Below are 22,792 nucleotides of genomic sequence, written 5' to 3' on the forward strand. Positions count from 1 at the left end.
TCGCATGAAGAATCATCCGCAGAGGTACGAGATCCTGCTGGTGCCCCAGTTCTCCGAGAGCGGTGCGGGCACGACCGACACCCGCGGCGCCCTGCGCTCCGCCGTGGTGGTCGCCACCGGGGAGACCGGCGCCTCCGGCTACCCCCGGTACGCCGGGGACGGCATGGAGGCCGACATCGACCCCGAGACGCGTTCCGTCGAGGCGCTGCTCGTCGACGGGGCCGAGCTGGACTACGGCCTTTCGGTGCGGGTCGCCGATCACGAGGGCGGCTGAGCCCCCGCGCGGCCGGGCGTCCTGCCGTCCACGCGGGGACCCGTTCACCGGGTGACGCCGCCCCTCACGACCCCGAGGGGCGGCGGGCCGCGGCCCGCTGGGCGCGGCGCGACATGCGCCCTTCGGAGCCCGCGGCGGGAGCGGAGGGCGCGGAAGGCGCGCTGGTGTCCGGGGCGATGCCCAGCTCGCCGCTCAGGTCCTCCACGAACGAGCGGACCGTGGGGTACTCCACGAACGCCGACGAACGCACCGAGTGCGCGAGTTCGTCGCTGAGCTTGGCGATGACCTCGATGAGGATCAGCGAGTCCAGGCCCATGTCGAAGAGGTTGGTGTCCAGGTCCACGGTGCGCGGGTCCGGTGCGCCGAGGACCGCGGCGATCTCCTGCCGGATGAAGTCCGTGAGCAGGGTGACCTTCTCGGTGTCCGACACGCCGTCGAAGCGGTCCCGCAGCGTCTCGCTCGCGGCCGCACCCGCCGGTGCGGCGGCGCCGTGCGGCTCGATCCAGTGCCGCTTCCGGTCGAAGGGGTAGCTGGGCAGCGGCACCCGGCGCACGCTCTCGCCCTCGTGGTACGCGGCCCAGTCGACCTCCTCCCCCGCGGTCCACAGCCTGCCGAGCAGGTCCAGGAGGAAGGCCGCGCCGACCGTGTCCGGGGTCCCCGGCAGCAGGCCGAGAGCCGGGCGCCCGGACGCGGCGGCGTGCTGGGCGCCGATCCGCTCCAGGAGGCGCAGGGCCGCGTCCGGCAGGTCCGTGCGGTCCGCCGCGACGGCCGGCGCCCGCACGCCCCAGCCGGTCAGCGTGCGCAGCGTGGCGTACTGGACGGCGAAGGCCGCCAAGGAGCCCTCCGCGCGCAGGAGTTCGGCGGCGCCGCCCGGGGGGCCGAGCTCGGTGGCGCACTGGTCGAAGTGCTCGCGGAAGGCCGGGATCTCCTCGTACAGCGCTGCGGCGTGTCCGGCGGGAACGGCCGTCGCGTCACCGACGAGTTCGATGACCGGCTTCTCGGCGGTGGGGTCGCCGTTCAGGACGCGGTTCTCGTCGCCGAGCGCCAGGGCCAGCGCCGCGTCCCGCACGTCGGTGGCGACGAGCGCGCGCCGGTAGGTGTGGACGCGCCGCCCCACCGCCAGGGTGTGGGAGACCGCCGCCAGGTCGAGGCCGCGTTCCTTGCGCAGATGGCGGGCGAGGTCGGCGGTCGTCGTGTCGAGCGCTTCGGGGGTGCGGGCGGAGAACACGAGCAGGCGGGGCCCGCTCGCGCCGGTGGCGGGCTCGGCCGCGGGGGCCTCCTCCACGATCACGTGGGCGTTGGTGCCACCGATGCCGAAGGAGCTCACGCCGGCCCGGCGCGGGGTCGTGCCCGCGGGCCACTCCTTGGTCTCGGTGCCGACGTAGAACGGCCCGGCCGCGAAGTCGATCTCGGGGTTGGGCGCGTCGAAGTAGAGGCTCGGGACCAGGGTGCGGTGGCGCAGCATCAGGACGGTCTTGATCAGGCCCGCCATGCCCGCGGCGGTGTCCAGGTGCCCGACGTTGGTCTTGACCGAGCCGATCGCGCAGGACTCCGGGGCGAGTTCGGTGCCGTCGCGGCCGAACGCCTGGTTGAGCGCGGCGATCTCGATGGGGTCGCCCAGCGGCGTCGCGGTGCCGTGCGCCTCCACGTACGAGATGGTCTCCGGGCCGCAGTCGGCGAGTTGCTGCGCCTCCGCGACCACGGCGGCCTGCCCCTGGACGCCGGGGGCGGTGTAACCGGTCTTGTCCGAGCCGTCGTTGTTCACGGCGGTGCCCTTGATGACGGCGTGGACGGTGTCGCCGTCGGCCAGGGCGTCGCTCAGCCGCTTGAGGGCGATCACGCCGACGCCGTTGCCGATGACGGTGCCCTGTGCCTTGGCGTCGAAGGCCCGGCAGTGGCCGTCGGGCGAGAAGATCATGCCGTCGTGGTGGAGGTAGCCCTCCCACTGGTCGGCCTGGATGTGGGCGGCGCCCGCGAGCGCCATCGAGCAGTCGCCGGAGAGCAGGCTGAGGCAGGCCAGGTGCACGGCGACCAGGGAGGTGGAACAGGCCGTGTTGGTGCTGATGCTCGGCCCCTGCAGGTTCAGCTTGTAGGAGGTGCGGGTGGCCGCGAAGTCCTTGTCGTTCGTGATCATCATGCGGTAGCGGTCCACGGACGACGCGGTGCGGTAGCGCTCGCCGAGGTTGTGCAGGAGGTAGGTGTTCATGCCGACACCGGCGAACACCCCGATCCGCTGCTCGCCGCGCTGCGGGTCGTACCCGGCCCCTTCCAGGGCCTCCAGCGCGCACTCCAGGAGCTGGCGCTGCTGCGGGTCGATGAGCTCCGCCTCGTCCTGGGTGATGCCGAAGAACGCGGCGTCGAACGTGTCGGCGCCCTCGACGATCTGACCGGCCTTCACATAGCGCTCGTCGGCGATGAGCTGCTCGCTCACCCCGGCCGCGCGCAGCTGGTCGTCGGAGAAGTAGGTGAGGGTCTCACGGCCCTCGGTCAGCACACGCCAGAACTTGTCGGGGGTGTCGGCGCCGGGGAAGCGGCAGGCGAGGCCGACGATCGCGATGTCCGAGTCCCTGACCTCCGCGCCGCCGTCCGGCTGCTCCTGGCGGGCGTCCTGCTGTATTCGCTGGTCGTTCATGTCTTCTCCTCAACCCACCTTGATACCGAGGTCCGCTGCGACGGCGCGCATGTCCAGGAACGTCTCCGCGATGAACCTGGCGCCGTCGTCGGTGGTGTCCATCTGCTTGAACAGCTCCACCAGCGCCTCCCGGTGCCGGTCGCGCTCGCCTTCACCCGCGGCGATCTCCAGCACCACGGCCTTGAGGCGCTCCTCGACCTCGGGCAGGTCGAGGGAGCGCGGGAACTTGATGCTGAACGTGGAGCGGTCGTAGTCCTTGTTGCGGCGCACCGCCCGGGTGTAGCTCGACGCGTTCAGCTTGTAGAACATGCAGTCCCAGTTCTTGAACGAGTAGTAATTCAGGAGCGGGAACAGCGTGCAGTGCGTCTCCATCGGCGAAGAGGCGTACAGGCCCTTCTCCTTGAGCTCGGCGACCATGCGGTCGGGGTCGTAGTCGTGCCGCATCGCGATGAACGGGAAGACGATTTTGGGGAGTTCGTCGTCCTCGGCGAACAGGACCTCCTCGATCTCGCCGTCGAAGAGCTCGCTCGCGAGCTCGGGACCAAAGGACTTGTAGAAGCCGCGCACGACCTCGCGGACGTTCGACTCCATCGTGAGGATCTGCTGCGGGTCGGCGCACAGGGCGATGTAGGGGATGCGCTCGCGGTACGCGTGCAGGATGGCCCGGATCACGAAGAAGGTGCGGCACGAGACGCAGGGCAGCTTCTCGTCGAGGTACTGTCCCGGCTTCTTGGGGCGGGGCCGGTTGAAGACGTCCCGCATCATCTTCTTGATGTTGTCGTCGTCCGAGTCCACCACGAACGTGGCGGGCAGCTTCTCCTGCGCCAGCTTGATGTTCTGAGCCGCGTGCGTGCTCTCGAACGGCACGTCGAAGGTGTACGCGAGCGTCCGCTTGCCGTAGTCGTTGACGAACTTGTCCAGCATGTACGTGCTGTCCTTGCCGCCGCTGTACATGAAGAGGCAGTCGAAGTCCCCGCGCGGATTGGGCGGCGCCGCCTGGAACTCGGCGAACACCTCATTGGTGTACTTGTAGTTGACGATCAGGTCGCCCGCGAAGTCCAGGTTGCACAGATTGCAGACCTGCTCGTCGTCGAGAACGATCCCCGGGTGCCCGTCCTTGAGCGAACAGATCTTGCAGCGAACGGTGGTCGGTTCCACGATGCCTCCTTGAAAGGGTGTCGACTGCCCGGTCGGCGGCGGTCTCAGCGTTGCGTCCCGGACCTTCGACGGCGTGCTCCGAGCAGGGAGCGGCCGCGGGCGGGGGCCTGCCTCCCGCGCGGCGGTGACGCCGCCGCAGCAGCGTCGTCGGCGAGATGACGGGCCATGGACCCGACCGTCGGGTGGCGGAACATGTCGAGCCGGCTCAGCGAGGGGCTCAGCTCCGCCCGCAGCCGCGCCACGACCTGGGTCAGCCGCAGCGAATCCCCGCCGGCGTCGAAGAAGTTGACGTCGACGGCGACCGCGTCGAGGCCGAGCGCGCTCTGCCAGATCCCGGCGATCCGCCGCTCGAGGGCGCTCTCGGGCGCCGCGTCGCCGCTCTGTCCGGCGAGGGCGGCGCGGGCGGCGGGGGCGGGCAGGGCCTTGCGGTCGAGCTTGCCGTTCGGCGTCAGCGGAAGGTCGGGCAGGACGACGACCGCGCCGGGGACCATGTACGCGGGCAGCCGCACCCGCACGTGGTCCCGCAGCCCCTCGACCGGGAGCGGCTCGCTCCCCGCGGCGACGACGTAGGCCACCAGACGGCCGGCGCCCCGCTCGTCCTCGCGCACGACCACGGCCGCCGCCGCGACGGCCGGGTGGTCGCGCAGCACCGTCTCCACCTCGCCGGGCTCGATGCGGTAGCCGTGCAGTTTGACCTGGTTGTCGGCCCTGCGCAGATACTCGATGCGCCCGTCGGGCAGATGCCGCACCAGGTCGCCGGTGCGGTAGACGCGGCCGGGGGCGAAGGGGTCGTCGAGGAACTTCTCCGCGGTGAGTTCGGGACGCCGGTGGTAGCCGTCGGCCACCCCGTCGCCGCCGATGTACAGCTCTCCCGGGGTGCCGGGCGGGACGGGCCGCTGCCGCGCGTCGAGGACGTACATCCGCGTGTTGGCCAAGGGGCGCCCGATGGTGACCGGCCGCCCGGCCTCGACCCGGTCCACGGAGGACCAGATGGTGGTCTCGGTCGGTCCGTACATGTTCCAGACCCGGCCCGCGCGCCGCACGAGAGCGTCGGCCAGGTCGGCGGGCAGCGCCTCGCCGCCGCACAGGACGGTCAGTCCTTCGTCGCCCCGCCAGCCCGCTTCGATCAGCATGCGCCAGGTGACGGGGGTCGCCTGGACGACGGTCGGGCCGCACTTCTCCATCAGTTCGCGCAGTGCGAATCCGTCGGCGGCGGCATGCGCCGGGGCGACCCGCACCTGGCCGCCGGTCATCAGCGGCAGATAGAGCTCAAGGCCCGCGATGTCGAAGCAGGCGGTGGTCACGGCGAGCAGGGTGTCCGTGCGGTCGAAGCCGGGCTCCTCGGCCATGGAGCACAGGAAGTTGGTCAGCGCCCGATGGCCCACGCGCACGCCCTTGGGCAGGCCGGTGGAGCCGGAGGTGTAGATGACGTACGCGGGGTCCTTGGCCGAAGCCCGGTCCTCGAAGGGACCCGTGAACTCGTGGTCCCGTGCGTCGAGTTCGACCACGCGTGACGGGCAGTCCGGGGGCAGGGACGGGGTCAGCGCGGTCTGGGTGAGGACGAGGAGAGCGCCGGAGTCGTCGAGCATGTGCCGGAGCCGCTCGGGCGGATAGACCGGGTCCAGCGGTACGTACGCCGCTCCCGTCTTCAGCACCGCGAGCAGCCCGGTGAGCAGGTCGGCGGAGCGGTGCAGGAACACCCCGACCAGGGTGCCGGGGCCCGCGCCGAGCCGGGCGAGGCGGTGCGCGAGCCGGTCGGAGCGGCGCGCCAGTTCGCCGTACGTCACGACCTCGTCCCCGAACCGGACGGCGGGCGCGTCCGGTTGACGGCGGCTCCAGTCCGTGAAGAGCTGGTGCACGCAGCGGTCGCTCGGGTAGTCGGCCGCCGTGTCGTTCCAGGTGTCGAGCACGCGACGGCTCTCGTCCGCGGTGAGCAGCGGGATCAGGCCCGCGTCCGCGTCGGGCAGCGCGGCCGCGGTGCGCAGGAACCGGGTGAACCGGTCGGCGAGTTGGCGCGCGGGACCGGTCGTCCCGGGGGCGGCGGGATCGAAGGCGACGCCGCCGGAGGGGCCGATGCGGACGGTGAGGGCGGGGCCGCCCGGCTTGGGCTCGCCGCCTGCGGTGGCGCCGCCCGTCAGCTCCACCGCGATCGGCAGGGCGGTGCCCGACAGGGCCGACCGCTCGCGCAGCCGGGGGTCGCGCAGCCGCACGTCACGCAGCGGGGCGCCGCGCCGTGACACGTCGGCGAGCTGCCGGGCGACCGCGTCCTTGAGCTCGGTGAGCGATCGGCCCTCTGTCATCTCCGGGGCGCGGAAGGGGACTTCGGGCAGGAGCGGGGCGGGGGCCCCGTCGGCTCGCGGTCCGCCGGGCAGGCGCAGGCCCACGTCGAAGCCGCCTGTGTGCTCTCCGGCCATGCGGCCGAGGAACAGCAGCAGGGCGGCGAGCAGCCAGGCCTCCCGGTCCGTGCCGTCCGTGCCGAGGAGGTGGTCGGGGACCTCGGCGTGCGCCGCCGTCCCGGTCGCGGGGGCGGCGGTGTGCGCCGGCTCCCGTGCGGGCCAGGGCACTTCGAGGGGTTCCTGCCCGGTGAGCCGCTTGAGCCAGTACCCCTCGTGGCGACGCGCGGCGCGCGCCGCGGACTCCCACCGCTCGGCCGCGGCGTCGTCGAGCTCGGTGAAGCGGTCACCGGGGCGGAGCCCGAGCGGGCCGCCGTCCAGATCGACGAGGTCGGTGAGCCGCACGTCGAGGTCGGCCGTGGCCACGACGACCGCGGTGTCCTCGACGGCCAGCACGGTCCCGGCGGGACGCGTCGACGCCTGGGCCGTGACGTCCGCGCCGCGCACCGCGAACAGCCGCTCGCCCAGGGCGAGGAGGGCGAGGCCGAACGTGTTGCGGTGCGGTCCGAGCGTGGCGGCCCGCACCAGCGCGTCCAGCTCCCGCGCCGGCCGCCGCCAGGAGAAGAGCCCGGCGCGCGGTGGCCCGTCGTGCGCCCCGTGGTAGGTGCGCAGGGCCAGGTCCTGCGGGGTGCGCGTCTCGGTTCCCGCGGCCAGTTCGTCGACCAGCTCGCCGAAGGCGGCGGCCGCGGCCTCGTAGCAGGCGAGGTTGAGCGTGTACGCGGTGTCGTCGGGGGCGACCGGCACCGCCCGCTGCTTGAGCAGATCGCCGGTGTCCGCCTCGCGCTCCATCACGTGCCAGCTCACGCCGTGCTCGGTGGCGCCCTCCAGGACGGCCCAGCTCGTCGCGTGCAGACCGGCGTGCCGGGGCAGCGGCCCGTCGTGGAAGTTGACGGGCATGCGCTCGGGCAGCGCAAGCACATCGTCGGACAGCATCCGCAGGTTGGTGATGCTGAAGAGGTACGCGAACCGCAGCGGGCGCAGCCGTTCCGCGAGGCCCCGGCCCGGCTCGACCACGGTGAGGCCGTGCCCGGCCGCCCAGCGGCGCAGACCGGGATCGGCGGCGACCACGGCGGTCACCCGGTGGCCGCGCGTCAGGAGGTGTTCGCCGCATTCGGCGAGGAGCGGCTCCTCGCCGATCAGGACGGCGCTGAAGGGGCTCGCAGGCATGAGGGAGCCGGAGGGGTTGGAGGGGCCGGAGGGACTGGAGGGGCCGGAAGGTGGGGTCATCGCTGCTTCTCCTGGTCCTGCAGAACGGTGCTGAGCTGGTGGAGCAGGTCGTCCACCTCCGTGTCGGAGAGGCCGTCGACGAGCTGTTCGAGGCCGGGCTCCGCCGAGGGCTCCGGGACCGTGGCGGTTCCGGTCGTCGCGGGAGCCGCCCCGTCGACGTGCCGTCCCGCGAGGTGGCGCGCGAGGCGCTCGATGGTGATGTGCTCGAAGAGCAGGGTCGACGGCAGGGGCCCGTACTCCCGCTCCAGTTCCTTGGTGAGGCTCAGGACGACGAGCGAGTCGATGCCGTAGTTCTCGAAGGTGGCCTTGGGGTCGAGGAGGTTCTCGGGCATCTCCAGGACGCGGGCGAAGACCGCCGTGACCTTGTCCTCCGTGGCGCGCACCTGGTCGCCTCCGGTGGCCCGCGCGGGGGCCTCGGGCCGCACCTCGCCGAGCGGCTCGGGCCGCACGAGCGGCGCGGGGGCCTGCCCTGCCGCGGGCACCAGCCCGTCGCTCTCGGCCACCAGCACGCACTGGTAGGTGCCGCCGCCCGGCCGTGCGTGGGCCGCGGCCTTGCGGAAGCCGTTCTGGGCCAGGACGTCGCGCCAGGCGGTCAGGCCGAGCAGCGGGGAGTTGGGCAGCCGGTACTCCGCGTCCTCGAAGAGCCACCAGCCGGTGGCCAGACCGAAGATCAGGGACATCTGGTCGCGCAGCTCGACGCCTTCGTTGACGACCAACACGCCGTTCGTGCGCAGCAGTTGTTTGGTGTGCGCCAGCGTGCGGTCGATCCTGCGGGTCGCGTGGAACACGTTGGTGCCGAGCACCAGGTCGTAACCTCCGCTCTCGAAGTCCTGCTCGCGCGGGTCGCGTTCGATGTCCAGGGCGCGGAACTCGGCGAACGGGTGGTCGGCGCCGAAGCGCTTGCGTCCGTGCCGCACGAATCCTTCGGAGACGTCGGTGTACACGTACTCGACCCGGTCGCCGTGGCCCGCGGCGGAGATGCCGCGCAACACGCGCTCGCTGGTCCCGCCGGTGCCCGCGCCCACTTCGAGGATCCTGATCCGGTCGCCGGGCCGGCTGCGCAGGCGTTCCTCCACGTAGCGGAGCACGGTGTCGGCGACCTGGTCGTTGCACCGGTCAGTGACCGGGTCCCCGGCGTAGACCGCCTCCACGAGCGCGAAGGAGCCGCCCGGGAAGAGGACGTCCATGTGGCCGCGCCGTCCGGTCAGGACGTCGGGCAGCGCCTCGACGCAGCGCCGCAGCAAGGTGGTCACCGCACCGGTCTCGGGGTGACGCCGGGCCAGTTCCCGTACGGCGTCCCCGGGTCGGGCGACGCAGCGGCGCAGCTCCTCGTCCTCGATCCGGTCGGTGGTGACCAGCCGCCCGTGCCCTTCTCCGTACGCCCCTTCGCCCTCGGCCCGCAGGTAGCCGCCGCGCAGCAGGACGTCGACGAGCAGGTCGAGCAGCCGTTCCTGCCCGGCGGCGACGCCGAGGCGGGAGCGGAGCCCCTCGCGGGTGTGCCGCTCGCCGGGGCTCCGCAGGACTCCCATGGTCCGCAGGGCGCCGACCAGCAGGCCGCGGGCGAGCCGTTCGGTCTCGGCCGACGCGTCCCCCGCGTCCCCCGCGTCCCCCGCTCCCGCCGGACGGGCGGTGAGCGCGGCCCGTGCGGGCTCCTGGTACGGCTGCGGCCTCAGCACGGTGTCGGGGGCGACGCCGAGACCGGCGAGGATGCCCGGCTCGGCCTTGACCACCAGGGCCTGCGGCAGGTCGCCCGCCAGGATGCGTTCGACGGCGGCCAGGCCCTCGTCGGCGCCGATCGGCTGGATGCCGGCGGCGGCGAAGCGGCGCAGGACGCGTTCGCGGTGGGCGTCGCCCGCGGCGTGCCAGTAGCCCCAGTTGACGGTCCGGACGGGGTAGGACGCGGTGCGCGCCGCGGCCTGCGCCCAGGCGTCGGCGACGTGGCAGCCCGCGGCGTACCCGGCCTGCCCGTGGTTGCCCTCCAGCGTGACCGCGGAGGAGTAGAGCAGCGCGAAGTCGAGGTCCTCTCCGCGCAGTGCGTGGAACATGCTCCACACCGTGTCCGCCTTGGCGTCCAGGGCGCTGCGCAGCTCGGCCTCGCCGAGGTCCCTGATCGGCTTGTCCACCAGGACCATCGCGGAGTGGATCACGCCGTGCAGCGCGCCGAAGCGGTCCTTGGCCTCGTCGACCACCCTGCGCAGCGCCACCGGGTCGGCGGCGTCGCACGGGGCGTACAGCACCTCGGCGCCCAGGCCTTCGAGGGCCGCGATGTCGGTGCGGCGCCGTTCGTCCGGCGCGCCGCGCCCGACCAGGACGAGGCGGGCCCGGTAGGTGCGGGCCAGGTGGCGGGCGGTGTCGCGGCCGAGCACGCCCAGGCCCCCGATGACGAGGTACACCCCGCCCTCGCGGAAGCGTGTCGGGGCGGCGGGCAGGTCGACCCGCTCCAGGGTGCGCACCCGTCGCACGCCGCCGCGCAGGGAGACCGGGGTGACCTTGCCCTGGACGGGCTCGCGCACCAACTGGCGTACGCCGTCGGCGACTTCGCCGCCGCGCACGTCGAGGCACGCCGCGCTCAGGCGCGGGTACTCCTTGGCCGCGACCTCGCAGAAGCCGACGAGTCCGGCGGCGGCGGGACGTACGGGGTCGCCCTCGCCGAGCGGCAGGGCGTCGGCGGTGAGCACCTTCAGGCCCAGGGGCCGGTCCAGTGTTCCCGCGCGGTCCAGGGCCCGCGTCAGGCGGTACAGCGAGACGGTGTTCCGGTCCTGCTCCTCGCGCAACGCCCCGCTGGTGTCGGGGAGTTCGCCGGGTCCGCCGGTGCCGAGGAAGTACACCAGGTCGGTCCGCGGGGCGCGGGCGAGGAGCTGGTCCGCCTCCCGCTCGTCGAGGCCGCCCGTTCCGATGGTCAGCCGTACGTGCTCCGCGTCCGGGTGGGCCTTCTCCAGCGTCGCCGCCAGGTGCGCGGCGTCCGCCGACGCGACGGTCAGGACCGTCCTGGGGGCGGGAGCGTCGTCGTGGTCGCGGGCGGGCGGAGCCACCGACCAGCGGGGGCGGTGGTCGATGCCGGGTGCCGCCGCCTTCAGTTCGCGCAGGGCCAGACCGACGACGCGTACGCAGACACGGCCCGCCTCGTCGGCGATGGTCACGTCGTAGCGGTGCGAGCCCAGGTCACGGATGTGGGACCAGCCGTCGCCGGGCACCGGGGCGTGGAGTTCGACCTGGTCGGCGGCGAAGGGCAGCAGCGGCCGGGCGTCCGCGTCTGCACGGTCGGCGAGCAGCAGGGCCAGCGGGTGCAGGGCCGCGTCGAGCGTGCCCGGGTCGAGGGGGCCGGAGCGGGCTCCTCCCCGGTGCCGCTCCTCCGGTCGGCTCAGTCGGGCGAGTGCGGTCCCCTCTCCGGTCCACGCCTCCTGGACGCGCCGGAAGTAGGGGCCGTAGGGCAGCCCGCGTCGCCGCAGCGCCGCGTAGAGCTCTTCGTGTGTCACCCGGGCGGGGCACGCCGCCTTCAGCCGGTCGAGGTCCAGGGCCTCGGGGAGGTCGGGGGCCGCGGCGAGCACCTGGCCGAGCGAGTGCACGGTCTCGGCTCCGCCTGCGGCGGTCAGCCGGTAGTCGTGACCGTCCGAGGCCTGTGCGGGGGTGAGCGCGAGGGTCAGGCCGAGGTCGTCGCCGTCCGGCACCTGGACCGGGGAGAGCCAGCGGACGTCTTGGAACACACGCGCCGCCCCCTCCCCCAGGGCGCGGGCGATCAGGTCGAGGTGGCCCACGCCGGGCAGCACCCTTAGGCCGCCGACGACGTGGTCGCGTACGACGGGATCGGCGGGGGCCAGAGCGAGGGGAACGCGCCGCTCCCGCTGGGCCTGTGGTGCCTGCCGGGCCTCAGGGCGGGACGCGTTACCGGCCGGTCCTGCGACCGGCAGCCAGTGGCGGGCACGCTCGAACGGGTAGCCCGGCAGCGGCACGGTCCGGCACTCCCCCGGGGCCGCCGGATCCAGCTCCGCCCAGTCGGCGAAGGCACCGCAGACCCAGAGCCTGGCGAGCCGGGCGCGGTCGCCGGTGGCGGAGAGGGTCCGCAGGAAGCCGGGGCCCGCGCCCTCGGTGAACACGTCGGCGAGCGCGCTGTGCTGTTCGGCGTTGCCGAGGATCGCCCAGGGTCCCGCGTCGCCCTCGGCGAAGGCCGCGAACTTGTCGGCGGCGTCGGCGGGGTCGGATGCCAGAAACGCGAGCCGCTCGGGCAGCGCCTCCCTGCCGGCCCTCAAGGTGTGTGCGACATCGGCGAGTTCGGGCCGCTCGCGGCGCAGATGGGCGGCGAGTCCCGCGGCGTACTCCCGCAGCCGCTCGGGATCGCGGGCGGAGAGAACCAGCAGTTCGGGGCCGCCCGCAGGGGTGGCGCGACGCCGGGGCGCCGGGGCCAGGTACTCCTCGAGCACCACGTGCGCGTTGGTGCCGCCCGCGCCGAACGAACTGACGCTCGCCCGCCGCGGCAGCTCCACCCGCAGGCCGTCCCGCTCCTCCACGGGGCGCTGCCAGTGGGCCAGTTCGCGCTGCACCCGGAACGGGGACCGGGTGAAGTCGATGATCGGGTTGGTCTCGTCGCAGTGCAGCGACGGCACCAACTCGCCGTGGGCGAGCTGCAGTACGGCCTTGGTGACGCCCGCGATGCCCGCGGCGCCCTCCAGGTGGCCGATGTTCGACTTCACCGAGCCGAGCGCGATGCTTCCCGTCGGGAGACCGGCTCCGGCGAAGGCCTGCTCCAGGGCGGTGTGCTCGATCGGGTCACCCAGGGACGTGCCCGTACCGTGCGCCTCGACGTAGCCGATGGTGGCCGGGTCGACGCCCGCCTTCTCCAGGGCCTCCTCGACGAGCGCCTGCTGCGCCTGCGGGTTGGGCACGGTGAAGCCGCCGGTGCGGCCGCCGTGGTTCACCGCGGTCGCCTTGATCACGGCATGGATGTGGTCGCCGTCGGCCACCGCCTCCGAGAGCCGCTTGAGCAGTACCGCGCCGACGCCCTCGCCCGGCACGTAGCCGCTGCCGCCCGCGCCGAAGGACCGGCAGCGCCCGTCGGTGGAGAGCATGCGCATGCGGCTGAGGTGCTCGTACTTCAGGGGGTGCGCGCAGACGTTGACGCCGCCCGCCAGGGCGTAGCGGCACTCGCCCCTGCGGATGCTCTCGCAGGCCTGGTGGAGGGCGACGAGGGATGCCGAGCAGGCCGTGTCCACGACGACGCTCGGACCGCGGAAGTCGCCGAAGTACGAGACCTGGTTGGCGATCGCGGAGCGGTTGGCGAGGACGGTGTGGTGGTTGCCCCTGGCCGCCTCGTCGGCGGCGAGCTGGGCGTAGTCGCCCCACATGACGCCGGCGAAGACCCCGACGTCGTGCCCCTGGCCGCCGTGGCGCGGGCGCGGGAGGCGGGACGGCGGGTAGCCGGCGTTCTCCAGCGCCGCCCAGGTGGCCTCCAGGAACAGCCGCTCCTGAGGGTCCATCAACTTGGCCTGGGAGGGCGGGATCCGGAAGAACAGCGAGTCGAAGGCGGCCACGTCCGAGAGGAAGCCGCCCCACTTGCCGTAGCTGGTGCCGGGGTTCGACCGGTCGCTGTCGAAGTGGGCGTCGGCGTCCCAGCGTTCACGGGGCACCTCGGTGACGGCGTCGCGGCCTTGGCGGAGGTTCTCCCAGAACTCCGTGAGGTCACGGGCCTGCGGGTAGCGGCCGCTGATGCCGATGACGGCGATGTCGTCGTCGGCGTTGCTGCCGCCGACGCCGTTGCCGCGGTCGCCGAGCGCCGCGTTTCCGTGCGCGGGCGCGGTGGCCGCGGCGGCCCGCCCCCCGCGCTCCTCGACGGCAGGGGGCACCGATGCCGCCGACGACTCCTCGGGGAACAGCTTCCTTGCCGCATCGGGGTGTTCGGCCAGCAGGTGCTCCGCGAGGTCGTGCACGGTGCGGTACTCGAACAGCAGGGTGCCGCGGGCGCCGGGGAAGTCCCGGTCGAGGTGCTCGTTCGTCTCCATGACCAGCACGGAGTCCAGGCCGTAGGTCTCCAGCGTGGTGTGGTCGTCGATCCGCCCCTGGGCGAGGCCGAGCACTTCGGAGAGCAGGGTTCGCACGTGGTCCTTCATGCGGGCCAGCAGGGCCGGGGAAGGCCCGGCCTGAGAGGCCCGAGCGGACGTGACGGGTGCCGTGCCGCCGGTGCGCGGCGCCAGGGCCAGGTCCACGGCCCCGCGGTCGCCGATCGCCGGGACCAGCCGGACTCCTCCGGCACGCCACGCGAGGTCGAGCGCCCGCATGCCCTCGGCCCCGGTGAACTCCCGCATCGCGGTGCGGCGTTGGTATCCGGCGCGCTCCTCCTCGCTCATCAGGGCGTCCACGCCGCCGACCCGCCACAGCGGCCAGGCGAGCGACAGGGTGCGGCCGTGGGCACGCCCCGCCCGCACCCGGGCGTCGCGCCCTTCCGCGTACGCGTCGAGGAACCGGTTGGCCGCGGCATAGGCGCAGGCCCCGAAGTCTCCGACGACCGAGGCGATGGAGGAGAACACCACGAACAGGTCCAGCGGTTCGTCGGCGGTGAGCGCGTCCAGGAGCCGGACGCCGTGCGCCTTCGCCGCGAGGAGCCCGGTGAAGCGGGCGAGGTCCGATGCGAGCAGAGTGCCCTGGTCGGCGGCGCCCGCCAGGTGGAAGACGCCGTCGAGGTGGCCGAAACGGTCCTTGGCCCGGGTCACGGCGGTACGCAGGGCCGCCGGGTCCGCGATGTCGGCGGCCACGAGCAGCACCTCGCCGCCCAGCGCGGTGAGTTCGTCCGCCGCCGCGCGTGCCTGGGGCCGCTCGGCCGAGCGGCTCACCAGCACGAGCCGGGCCCGGTACGCCGACGCCAGGTGGCGGGCCAGCTCCAGGCCGATGCCGCCCGTGCCGCCGGTGACGAGGTAAGTGCCGTGCCGCTTCAGGGGGTTGCCTGCATCGGAGGCCGGGGCGGCCGTCTCCGCCCGGCGCAGGGAGCGGACCTGGCGGCCCGCCGCCGAGTGGCGGATCTCGGTCCCGGCGAGGCGGCCGTCCCCCGCCAGTTCGGCGGCCAGCAGGCCCGGCAGTTCCTTCTCGTCGGCCAGTCCGTCCGCGCAGGTCACGGTGAACAGTTCGAAGCGCGGCAGCACGCCGCTGGTGGAGAGCGCGAAGCCGGCCGCGGCCTCCTGGTCGGGGCGCGGTCCGGACTCCGTCTCGGCCAGGACGTAGGCGCAGCGCACACGCCCCGCCGGACGGACCGCGTCGACGGCGTGCACCAGCGAGCGCAGGGAGCCGAGGCCGTGCGCGAAGGCCGTGTCGAGCGCCTCCCCGGCCTCGTCGGTCGCGCCTTCGGCCCCTTGAGGGACGGGCGCGGCGCTCAGGCCCCACAGGTGGACGACGTCCAGGGAGCGGACGCCGTCGCCCTCCAGGTCCCGCAGGATCCTTTCGAAGTCCGCGGGCCGGGTGGGCTCGACCGTGTACTGGTCGACTCCCGTCCTCGCGAAGGCCGTTCCCTTGCGTACGTCGATGACGCGACGCCCGCCGGGCAGCGCGGCCAGGCTGCGGGCGGTGGCGTCGTTGTCCGCGAGGACGAGGACGACGTCGGCCCGTGCGCCCGCGCCGTCGCCCGTCGCGCCGTCCTGCGCGAGGGGGCGCCCCTCCCATTCCTGTCGGTAGAAGAACGGATCGTCCGTCGGTGCGGGGTCCTGCGGCTGTGCCGGCGCGGCGTCGAGGCGACGGCCGCCGAAGTTCTCGATGCGGACCAGTTCGGCCCCCGACTCGTCGAGGATCCGTACGTCGAAGCTGCGCAAGCCGGACACCGTGTCGGCGGTGCGGGCGGGCAGGGCGTGGGCGTAGCACGTGCGGGGCAGTCGCACGCCGGGGGTACGCATCTCCAGCATGCCGAGGTTGAACGGCACGGCGAGGTGCTCGCTCCGCTCGGGTGAGGCGTGGTCCGCCCAGTGACAGGCGCGCAGGGCTCCGTCGAGCAGCGCAGGGGGCAGCAGCTCCTGCCCACCGGCGCCGTTCGGCCGCGGTGAGGCGCCCGTCTCCGTCTCCGGCAGGGCGAGGCCGACGAGTGCGCTGCCGTCCCCGAAGTGGACCTCTTCGATGACGTCGAAGGCCGGGCCGTAAGCGAAGTGGGCGGTGCGGTAGGCGCGTTGGACATCCGCTCCGTCCCGGTGCCGTGGGTGGCTCGCACGAAGGGCGTCGAGGTCGACGGCTTCGACAGCGGGCAGACGCCGTCCCGCGGGCGGTGCGGACACCGTGCCCCGCACGTGGACGGTGCGTTCCGCACCGCTCGACGTCCAGACGGTGAAGGACAGTTCGGCGGCCTCGCCGGTGCGGACGAGGCTGACGTGGACGTCGCGCGGCGCGTCCCCGATGACCACCGGTCGTCCCCACAGCACGTCCCGCAGAGCGTGCGCACCGGGGAGCCCGCCCAGTTGGGCCGCCGCCCGTGCCATCTCCAGACAGGCGGCGCCCGCAAGGAGACCGCGCCCCTCGATGGTGTGGTCGCGCACCAGCGGCTCGTCGGGCAGGAAGGTCCTGCGGAAGCGGATCTCGTCGACGGTGGATTCGTTGGCGTCCAGGAGCGGGTGCGGCCGGTGGGCCGCCGTGGCCGTGGGGCGTTCGGCGTCCCGGTCCGCCGCGGGCACCCAGTAGCGCTCGCGGGCGAACGGGTAGAGCGGGGCGGGGACGCGGCGCGGCGGCGCGCCCTCGGCCGGGGCGAGCGTGTCCCAGTCGGCCGTGCCCTCCAACGTCCACCGGGCGGCGAGCGCGAACGCCGGCTGCTCGGCTCCCGGCCGCGCGGTCCCGGTGAGCCGGGCGTCGGGCTCGCTGGACAGGAGCAGTCCCGGACTCGGCGCCCCGCTCTGGTACGCGCGCAGGGCCCGCACGAGCGCGGCTCCGTCCTCGGCCACCACCGCGAGCCGCTCCTCCATCACCTCCCGGCCGCGCTGCAGCGTATGGGCGAGATCGACGGCGCGTACGCGGTCGCGTTCGGCGAAGTCGGCGAGACGGCCCGCGTAGGCCCTCAGCCGTTCCGTGTCGCGCGCGGAGAGCGGGAAGACCAGCGGTCCCGCGAAGCGCTGCTCCGCGACGGGCTCCGTCGTGCGCGCGGGTCCGCCCCGGTACTCCTCCAGGACGAGGTGGGCGTTGGAGCCGCCCGCGCCGAAGGAGCTGAGGCCCGCGCGGCGGGGCAAGGGGCCGTCGGCACCGGCCGGTTCGGGCCAGTCGGCGGCCTCGCGCTGCACCCGGAACGGGGCGCGCCCGAAGTCGATGTTCGGGTTGAGCTCGTCGGAGTGCAGCGAGGGGACGAGACGCCGGTGCTTGAACTGCAGCAGCACCTTGGTGAGTCCCGCGATGCCCGCGGCCGATTCGAGGTGTCCGACGTTCGACTTCACCGAGCCGACGGGCCACCGCTGTCCGTCCCGGGCGGCGGGGCCGAAGGCCTTGGCGAGTCCCGTGATCTCGATGGGGTCGCCCAGGGAGGTGCCGGTGCCGTGCGCCTCCACGTAGCCGATGTCGGCGGGTTCGAGACCTGCCCCCTTCAGCGCGCGGCGCACCGCGTCGGCCTGCGCGTGCGGGCTGGGCACGGTGTAGCCGTTCGTACGGCCGCCGTGGTTGACGGCGTGCCCCCGGATCACACCGTAGATGTGATCGCCGTCGCGCACGGCGGCGGCCAGCGGCTTGAGGAGCACGGCGCCGACGCCCTCCCCGGGGACGTAGCCGGTGCCCCCGGCGCCGAAGGCGCGGCACCTGCCGTCGGCGGAGACGAACCTGCCCTGGCTGAGGAAGACGTACTTGTACGGGTGCAGGGAGAGGTTCACGCCGCCCGCGACGGCCAGCTCGCTCTCCGCGGTGCGCAGGCTCTCGCAGGCCAGGTGGATCGCGGTCAGCGACGACGAGCACATGGTGTCGAGCGCGATGCTCGGGCCGTTCAGGCCCAGGGTGTAGGAGACGCGGTTGGCGATCGAGGCGAACGAGGAGCCGGTGACGCGGATGCCGCCGCGCTCGGCGTCGGCCGCGCCGTAGAGCTGGTACTCCCCGTACATCACGCCGACGAAGACGCCGACGCTGCGCCCGGACAGCTCGTCCCTGCGGTATCCCGCGTCCTCGAGGACGTGCCAGGCGTTCTGCAGGAACAGGCGCTCCTGCGGGTCCATCAGCTCCGCCTCGCGGGGCGAGATGCCGAAGAACAGCGGGTCGAAGCGGTCGACGTCGCGCAGGAAGCCGCCCCACTTGGAGGAGGCGCGGCCGCGGGCGGCCGGGTCCGGGTCGAAGTAGCGGTCGTGGTCCCAGCGGTCGGCGGGGATCTCGGTGACGCAGTCGCGGCCCTCGGCGAGGTTCTGCCAGAACTCCTCGACGTCGTCGGCCATGGGGTAGCGGCCGGTGAGTCCGATGACGGCGACGGCGCCTGCGTCGTCATCGCCGGGGCGCAGGGCGGCGGGATCGGCTTGGGGTCCTGGTCCGGCTTCGGATTCGAGTCCTGGTCCGGCTTCGGGTTCGGCGACCGTGACCGCGGCCGTGGCCGTCGCCTGCGGGGCCTTCGGGGTCCGGGCGCCCGCCAGTTCGGCGAGGCGGGCGGCGTGCTCCGTCACGAAGTGGCCCGCCAGCTCCTCCAGCGTCGCGTACTCGAAGAACAGCGTCTTGGGCAGGTCGTCGAAGTGCCGGTCCAGCTCGGCGTTGAGCTGGGTGATGACGAGCGAGTCGATGCCGTACCGGTCGAACGGCACCCTCGGGTCGAGCTCCGCGGCGTCGAGTTTGGTGCGCTCGGCGAGCAGTCCGCGCAGGAAGGTGCACGCCCACTCGGTGAGGTCGGCGTCGGACAGCCCCGCGCGATCCTCGCCCACGGCGTCGGGGTGCCGCGTCCCGGTGCGCACAGGGGCGGGTCGGAGCGCGGCCTCGATGCGGTCGGGGGCGCCGTGGCCGACGAGGATCGCGCCGCCGTCCCGGCCGCCCAGCGCCGCGTCGAAGGCGGCGATGCCCGCGGCCGTGGGCATCGGGACCAGGCCGAGGCGGTGCTTCATGGCGCGGACGGCGTCGGCGTCCTGGCGCATCCCGCCGTCCAGCCAGAGCGGCCAGGCGAGCGACAGGGTGCGGCCGGAGCGCAGGCCCGCCGCGGCCAGGGCGGTGCGGCGCTCGGCGAAGGCGTCGAGGAACGCGTTGGCGTACGCGTAGTCGCTCTGCCCGGCGTTGCCGAAGACCCCCGCGATCGACGAGAAGCAGACGAAGAGGTCCAGCGGGTCGTCGGCGGTGAGCCGGTCGAGGTGGGCGGCGCCGTGCGCCTTGGCGCGGACGACGTCGGTGAACTCCTGCCAGCTCTTGTTCAGGAGGTAGGAGTCGTTCAGCGTGCCCGCCGCGTGGATCACCGCGCGGATCGTCCCGTGGTCGGTCCGGACGGCGTCGAGCAGGGTGCGCAGGGCCTCCTCGTCGGCGATGTCCCCGCGCAGGAAGGTCACGTCGTGTCCGGCCGCGCGGAGCGCCTCGATGCGGCGTTCGGCGTCCGGTCCCGGTGCGGACCTGCCGACGAGGACGAGCGGGGCCCCGGACCCGCTCGCGAGGTGCTCGGCCAGGGTCAGGCCGAGCCGGCCCGCGCCCCCGGTGATCAGGCAGGCACCGTCCTCGCCCACGGCCGCACCGCTCCCGGCGTCGGGCGGGGACGCGAGGCGTCGGTGGCGCCGTACGCTGCGTACGCCGTCGACGTACCGCGTCTCGGTCTCGCCGTCGCCGAGGGAGGCCAGTTCGGCCACGAGCGTGCGGGCTGCCGGGGTGTCGGCGTCCAGGCCGACCAGGCGGTGGGTGAGGCGCGGGTTCTCCAGTGCGGTGGTGCGGGCGAGGCCCGCGAGTGCGGCCGCCGTGGGGCTCGCTCCGTGCTCGTCGGTGCGGTGGGCGACCAGCAGGGCGGTGCGGTGGCCGCCGCGGCGTGCGACGAGGGCCTTGGTCAGCGCGAAGACGGTGTGCGGGCCCTGGTCGAGCAGGGCGGGTGCGAGCGGCTCCGCGGGGTCGATCGCGTCGCACCACGTGTGCAGGACGGCGGTGGGCGTGCGGTCCGACTCCGCGAGGCGGTCGAGCAGCGCGGCGAAGTCGGCCCGGCTGCCCGGGGCCACGGTGAAGTGCCCGCTGTCCACGGCGGCGTACCGCTCACCGGGGGTGACCAGGACGACGTCGGGGTCGGTGGCTCCGGTGGCGCGCAGGGCGCCGGTCAGCTCGGTGCGGCGTACCGGGTCGTGTGCCAGCAGGAGCAGCGGGCCCGTGGTGGGGTGCGCCGCCGCTTCCGCGGGCTCCCACGAGCTGCCGAAGAGCACGGTCTCGGGCTGTGCGCGCTCGCCCCGCAGGGTGCGGACGGACAGGTCGCGCAGCCGGGCGAGCGGCCTGCCCTCGGTGTCGAGGACGGCGACGTCCACCTTGGTCTGCTTCTCCCCCGCGCCGTGCTCGGGCAGCGTGACATGGGCGAGGCAGCGGCGCGGCAGCGGCGCGAACACCTCCAACTGGCCGAGCGCCAGCGGGAGATACGTGGTGTCGTCGTCCTCACGGGCCGCGAGCAGGGCCACCACGGCGTGCAGGGCACCGTCGAGCAGCGAGGGGTGCAGGACGAAACCGTGCGCGCTGCCGGGCGTCGGCTCCGCGGCCGCGCCCTCGGGCAGTTCCAGGACGCCGAGGGCCTCCGCTCCGCCGCGGCGCAGCTCGCGCAGGGGCCGCATGGCCGGGCCGTAGTCGAGTCCGCGCGCCCGCAGCAGGTCGTAGAGCTCGGGTGCGGCGAGCAGGTCGGGGCAGCGCTCGGCGAGGGCGGTCGGGTCGAGGGGGGCGGGGGCGTCGGCCGGACCGCCGGGGTGGAGTTCACCTGTGGCGAAGACCTCAGGGGCACCACGCGCGTCGTCGCTGATCGCGAACCGCGCGCCGCCGCCGTGCGGTGTGAGCCGGACATGCACCGTACGTGGCCCCTGTGCGAAGGACAGCGGGCGCTCGAAGGCGACCCTGGCCAGGGACACGCCGCCCAACATTCCTTCCGGCAGGGAGAGTTCACCGGCGGCACGCGCCATCTCCAGGTAGCCGACGCCGGGCATGATCGCCTCGCCGTCGACGCGGTGGTCGGCTATGTAGAACTCGTCGCCGGTCAGCGTGGTCGCGTAGCGGTGCTCGGCGAGGGTGGAGACGTTGGCGCCGAGCAGCGGGTGCAGGTCCCGCGACGGGTGGTCGTCGGCCGTGCGCGAGGCGTCGGGGCTCTCCGGGGCCTCGGGATCCAGCCAGATCCGTCGGCCCTCGAAGGGATAGGTGGGCAGAGGGATGCGGCGGCGGCGCTCGTCGCCGTAGAAGGCGGCCCAGTCCACGTCCTCCCCGCGCAGCCAGGCGGCGCGGACGGCGTCGAGGAGCGCGCGCCCCGAAAGGCCCGCGTCCGGCGTGAACGTCCGCTGGTCACGGGGGACTTCGCCGTCGCCCGTGGTGCAGCCGGGCTCGGCCCGCTCCCGCAGGGCGCGCACGGCTCCGGCGCGGTCGGCGCAGACGACGGCCCGGCGGTGGCGATGGGCCTGGCGGCCCAGGGCGAGGGTGTACGCGGTGTCGGCGAGGTCCGTGTCGGGGTGGCGGTCGAGGTGGTCGGCGAGGTCGTCGGTGAGGGTCTCCAGGGCCGTGCGGGTCTTGGCGGACAGCACGAGCAGCTGCTCGTCGCGCGGGGACACGTCGGTGGGCTCCGGGCGGGGGGCCTCTTCGAGGATCGCGTGCGCGTTGGTGCCGCCGATGCCGAACGAGCTCACGCCGGCCCGCAGCGGCCCCTGTCCGGAGCCTGTCCAGGGCCTGGTCTCGGTGTTGACGTAGAACGGGGTGGCGGCGAAGTCGATGGCGGGGTTGGGCCGTTCGAAGTTGAGGGTCGGCACCAGGGAGCGGTGGCGCAGCATCAGCGCGGTCTTGATCACCCCGGCCACGCCGGCGGCGGCGTCGAGGTGGCCGACGTTGGACTTGAGCGAGCCGATCGCGCAGAACCCGGTGTCGCGCGTGCCGCGGCGGAAGGCGTCGGTGAGCGCCGAGACCTCCACCGGGTCGCCGAGCCGGGTGGCGGTGCCGTGCGCCTCGACGTAGGAGACGCTGCCCGGTTCGGTGCCGGAGACGGCGTGCGCCTCCGCGATGACGGCCGCCTGGCCCTCCTTGCCGGGGGCGGCGTAACTCACCTTCAGGGAGCCGTCGTTGTTGGTCGCGGTGCCCTTGATCACGGCGTGGACGGTGTCCCCCGCGTCGAGGGCGTCCGCCAGGAGCTTGAGGACGACGATGCCGACGCCGTTGCCGAGGACGGTGCCACTGGCCTCCGCGTCGAAGGTGCGGACGCGGCCGTCGGCGGAGAGGATCGCGCCTTCCTCGTACAGGTAGCCGCGCGTCTGCGGGAACTTGACGGTGACGCCGCCCGCGAGCGCCATGTCGCACTCGCCGTTGATGAGCCCCTGGCAGGCGAGGTGGATGGCCACCAGGGAGGTCGAGCAGGCCGTCTGGACGCTGTAGCTCGGGCCGCGCAGGTCGAGTTTGTAGCTGACCCGGGTGGCCAGGAAGTCCTTGTCGTTGCCGACCATGACCTTGAAGTGGTCGGAGGTCGCGGTCTGGTCGATGCGGGGCAGGACGTTCTGCTGCAGATAGGTGTTGATCGCGGCGCCGCCGTAGACGCTGATGAGGCCGTCGTAGCGGCGCGGGTCGTACCCGGCGTCCTCCAGGGCCGTGTGGCAGCTCTGCAGGAAGAGCCGCTGCTGGGGGTCGATGACCTCCGCCTCGGCGGGCGTGAGTTCGAAGAACCCGGTGTCGAAGAGCTCGACGTCGGGCAGCACGCCGTGCGCCCTGACGTACGAGGGATCGGAGCTCAGCGCCGCCGGGACGCCGGCCGCGGCGAGCTCGTCGTCGTCGAACCGGGAGATGCCCTCGCGGCCCGCGCTCAGGAGCTCCCAGAACTCCGCCACGCTGTCGGCGCCCGGGAAGCGCCCGGCCATGCCGACGATGGCGATGTCGGTCCCGGAGACTTCGGTGCCGGGGGCGTCGGTGCCAGGCGCGTCGGATCCGGGCGCGTCGGTCCTGGCCGCTTCGGTCCCGGACACTTCGGTGCCGTCCGCTTCGGTGCCGTCGTGCGAACTCACGGTCGTTCCCTCTTCCCTTGCC

5 protein-coding genes are annotated in these 22,792 nt (G+C 73.9%); 1 reads left to right on the forward strand and 4 read right to left on the reverse strand.

The features are described from left to right. Nucleotides 1-4 precede the first annotated feature (4 nt). Complete coding sequence (locus ACZ4D5_RS22560; protein WP_467774169.1) at nucleotides 5-274, forward strand: hypothetical protein; 270 nt, start codon at nucleotides 5-7, stop codon at nucleotides 272-274. A gap of 64 nt (nucleotides 275-338) precedes the next feature. Here the strand turns inward: ACZ4D5_RS22560 and ACZ4D5_RS22565 are convergent, their stop codons facing one another. From ACZ4D5_RS22565 to ACZ4D5_RS22580, 4 genes are read right to left on the reverse strand one after another with little or no spacing between them, the layout of a single operon-like run. Continuing rightward, nucleotides 339-2,906, reverse strand: a complete 2,568-nt coding sequence (locus ACZ4D5_RS22565) for a type I polyketide synthase (RefSeq protein ID WP_467774170.1) — start codon at nucleotides 2,904-2,906, stop codon at nucleotides 339-341. 9 nt (nucleotides 2,907-2,915) lie between these two features. Beyond that, on the reverse strand, nucleotides 2,916-4,064 hold the full coding sequence (locus ACZ4D5_RS22570) for an adenine nucleotide alpha hydrolase family protein (protein WP_467774171.1): 1,149 nt from the start codon (nucleotides 4,062-4,064) through the stop codon (nucleotides 2,916-2,918). A gap of 44 nt (nucleotides 4,065-4,108) precedes the next feature. Further along, a complete protein-coding gene (locus ACZ4D5_RS22575; protein ID WP_467774172.1) occupies nucleotides 4,109-7,684 on the reverse strand; it encodes an amino acid adenylation domain-containing protein in 3,576 nt (1,191 codons plus the stop codon). Further along, nucleotides 7,681-22,770, reverse strand: coding sequence for an SDR family NAD(P)-dependent oxidoreductase (locus ACZ4D5_RS22580; RefSeq protein ID WP_467774173.1), 15,090 nt, complete (start codon nucleotides 22,768-22,770; stop codon nucleotides 7,681-7,683). Before ACZ4D5_RS22580 ends, ACZ4D5_RS22575 begins: the two co-directional genes overlap by 4 nt. Nucleotides 22,771-22,792: the final 22 nt, after the last annotated feature.

It is taken from the genome of Streptomyces sp. NPDC025651, from assembly GCF_055558735.1.

Excerpts from the sequence above, each read along its gene's own strand:
- ACZ4D5_RS22565 (WP_467774170.1), bottom strand. The coding sequence starts at position 2,906 with ATGAACGACCAGCGAATACAGCAGGACGCCCGCCAGGAGCAGCCGGAC.
- ACZ4D5_RS22575 (WP_467774172.1), bottom strand. The coding sequence starts at position 7,684 with ATGACCCCACCTTCCGGCCCCTCCAGTCCCTCCGGCCCCTCCAACCCC.
- ACZ4D5_RS22560 (WP_467774169.1), top strand. The coding sequence starts at position 5 with ATGAAGAATCATCCGCAGAGGTACGAGATCCTGCTGGTGCCCCAGTTC.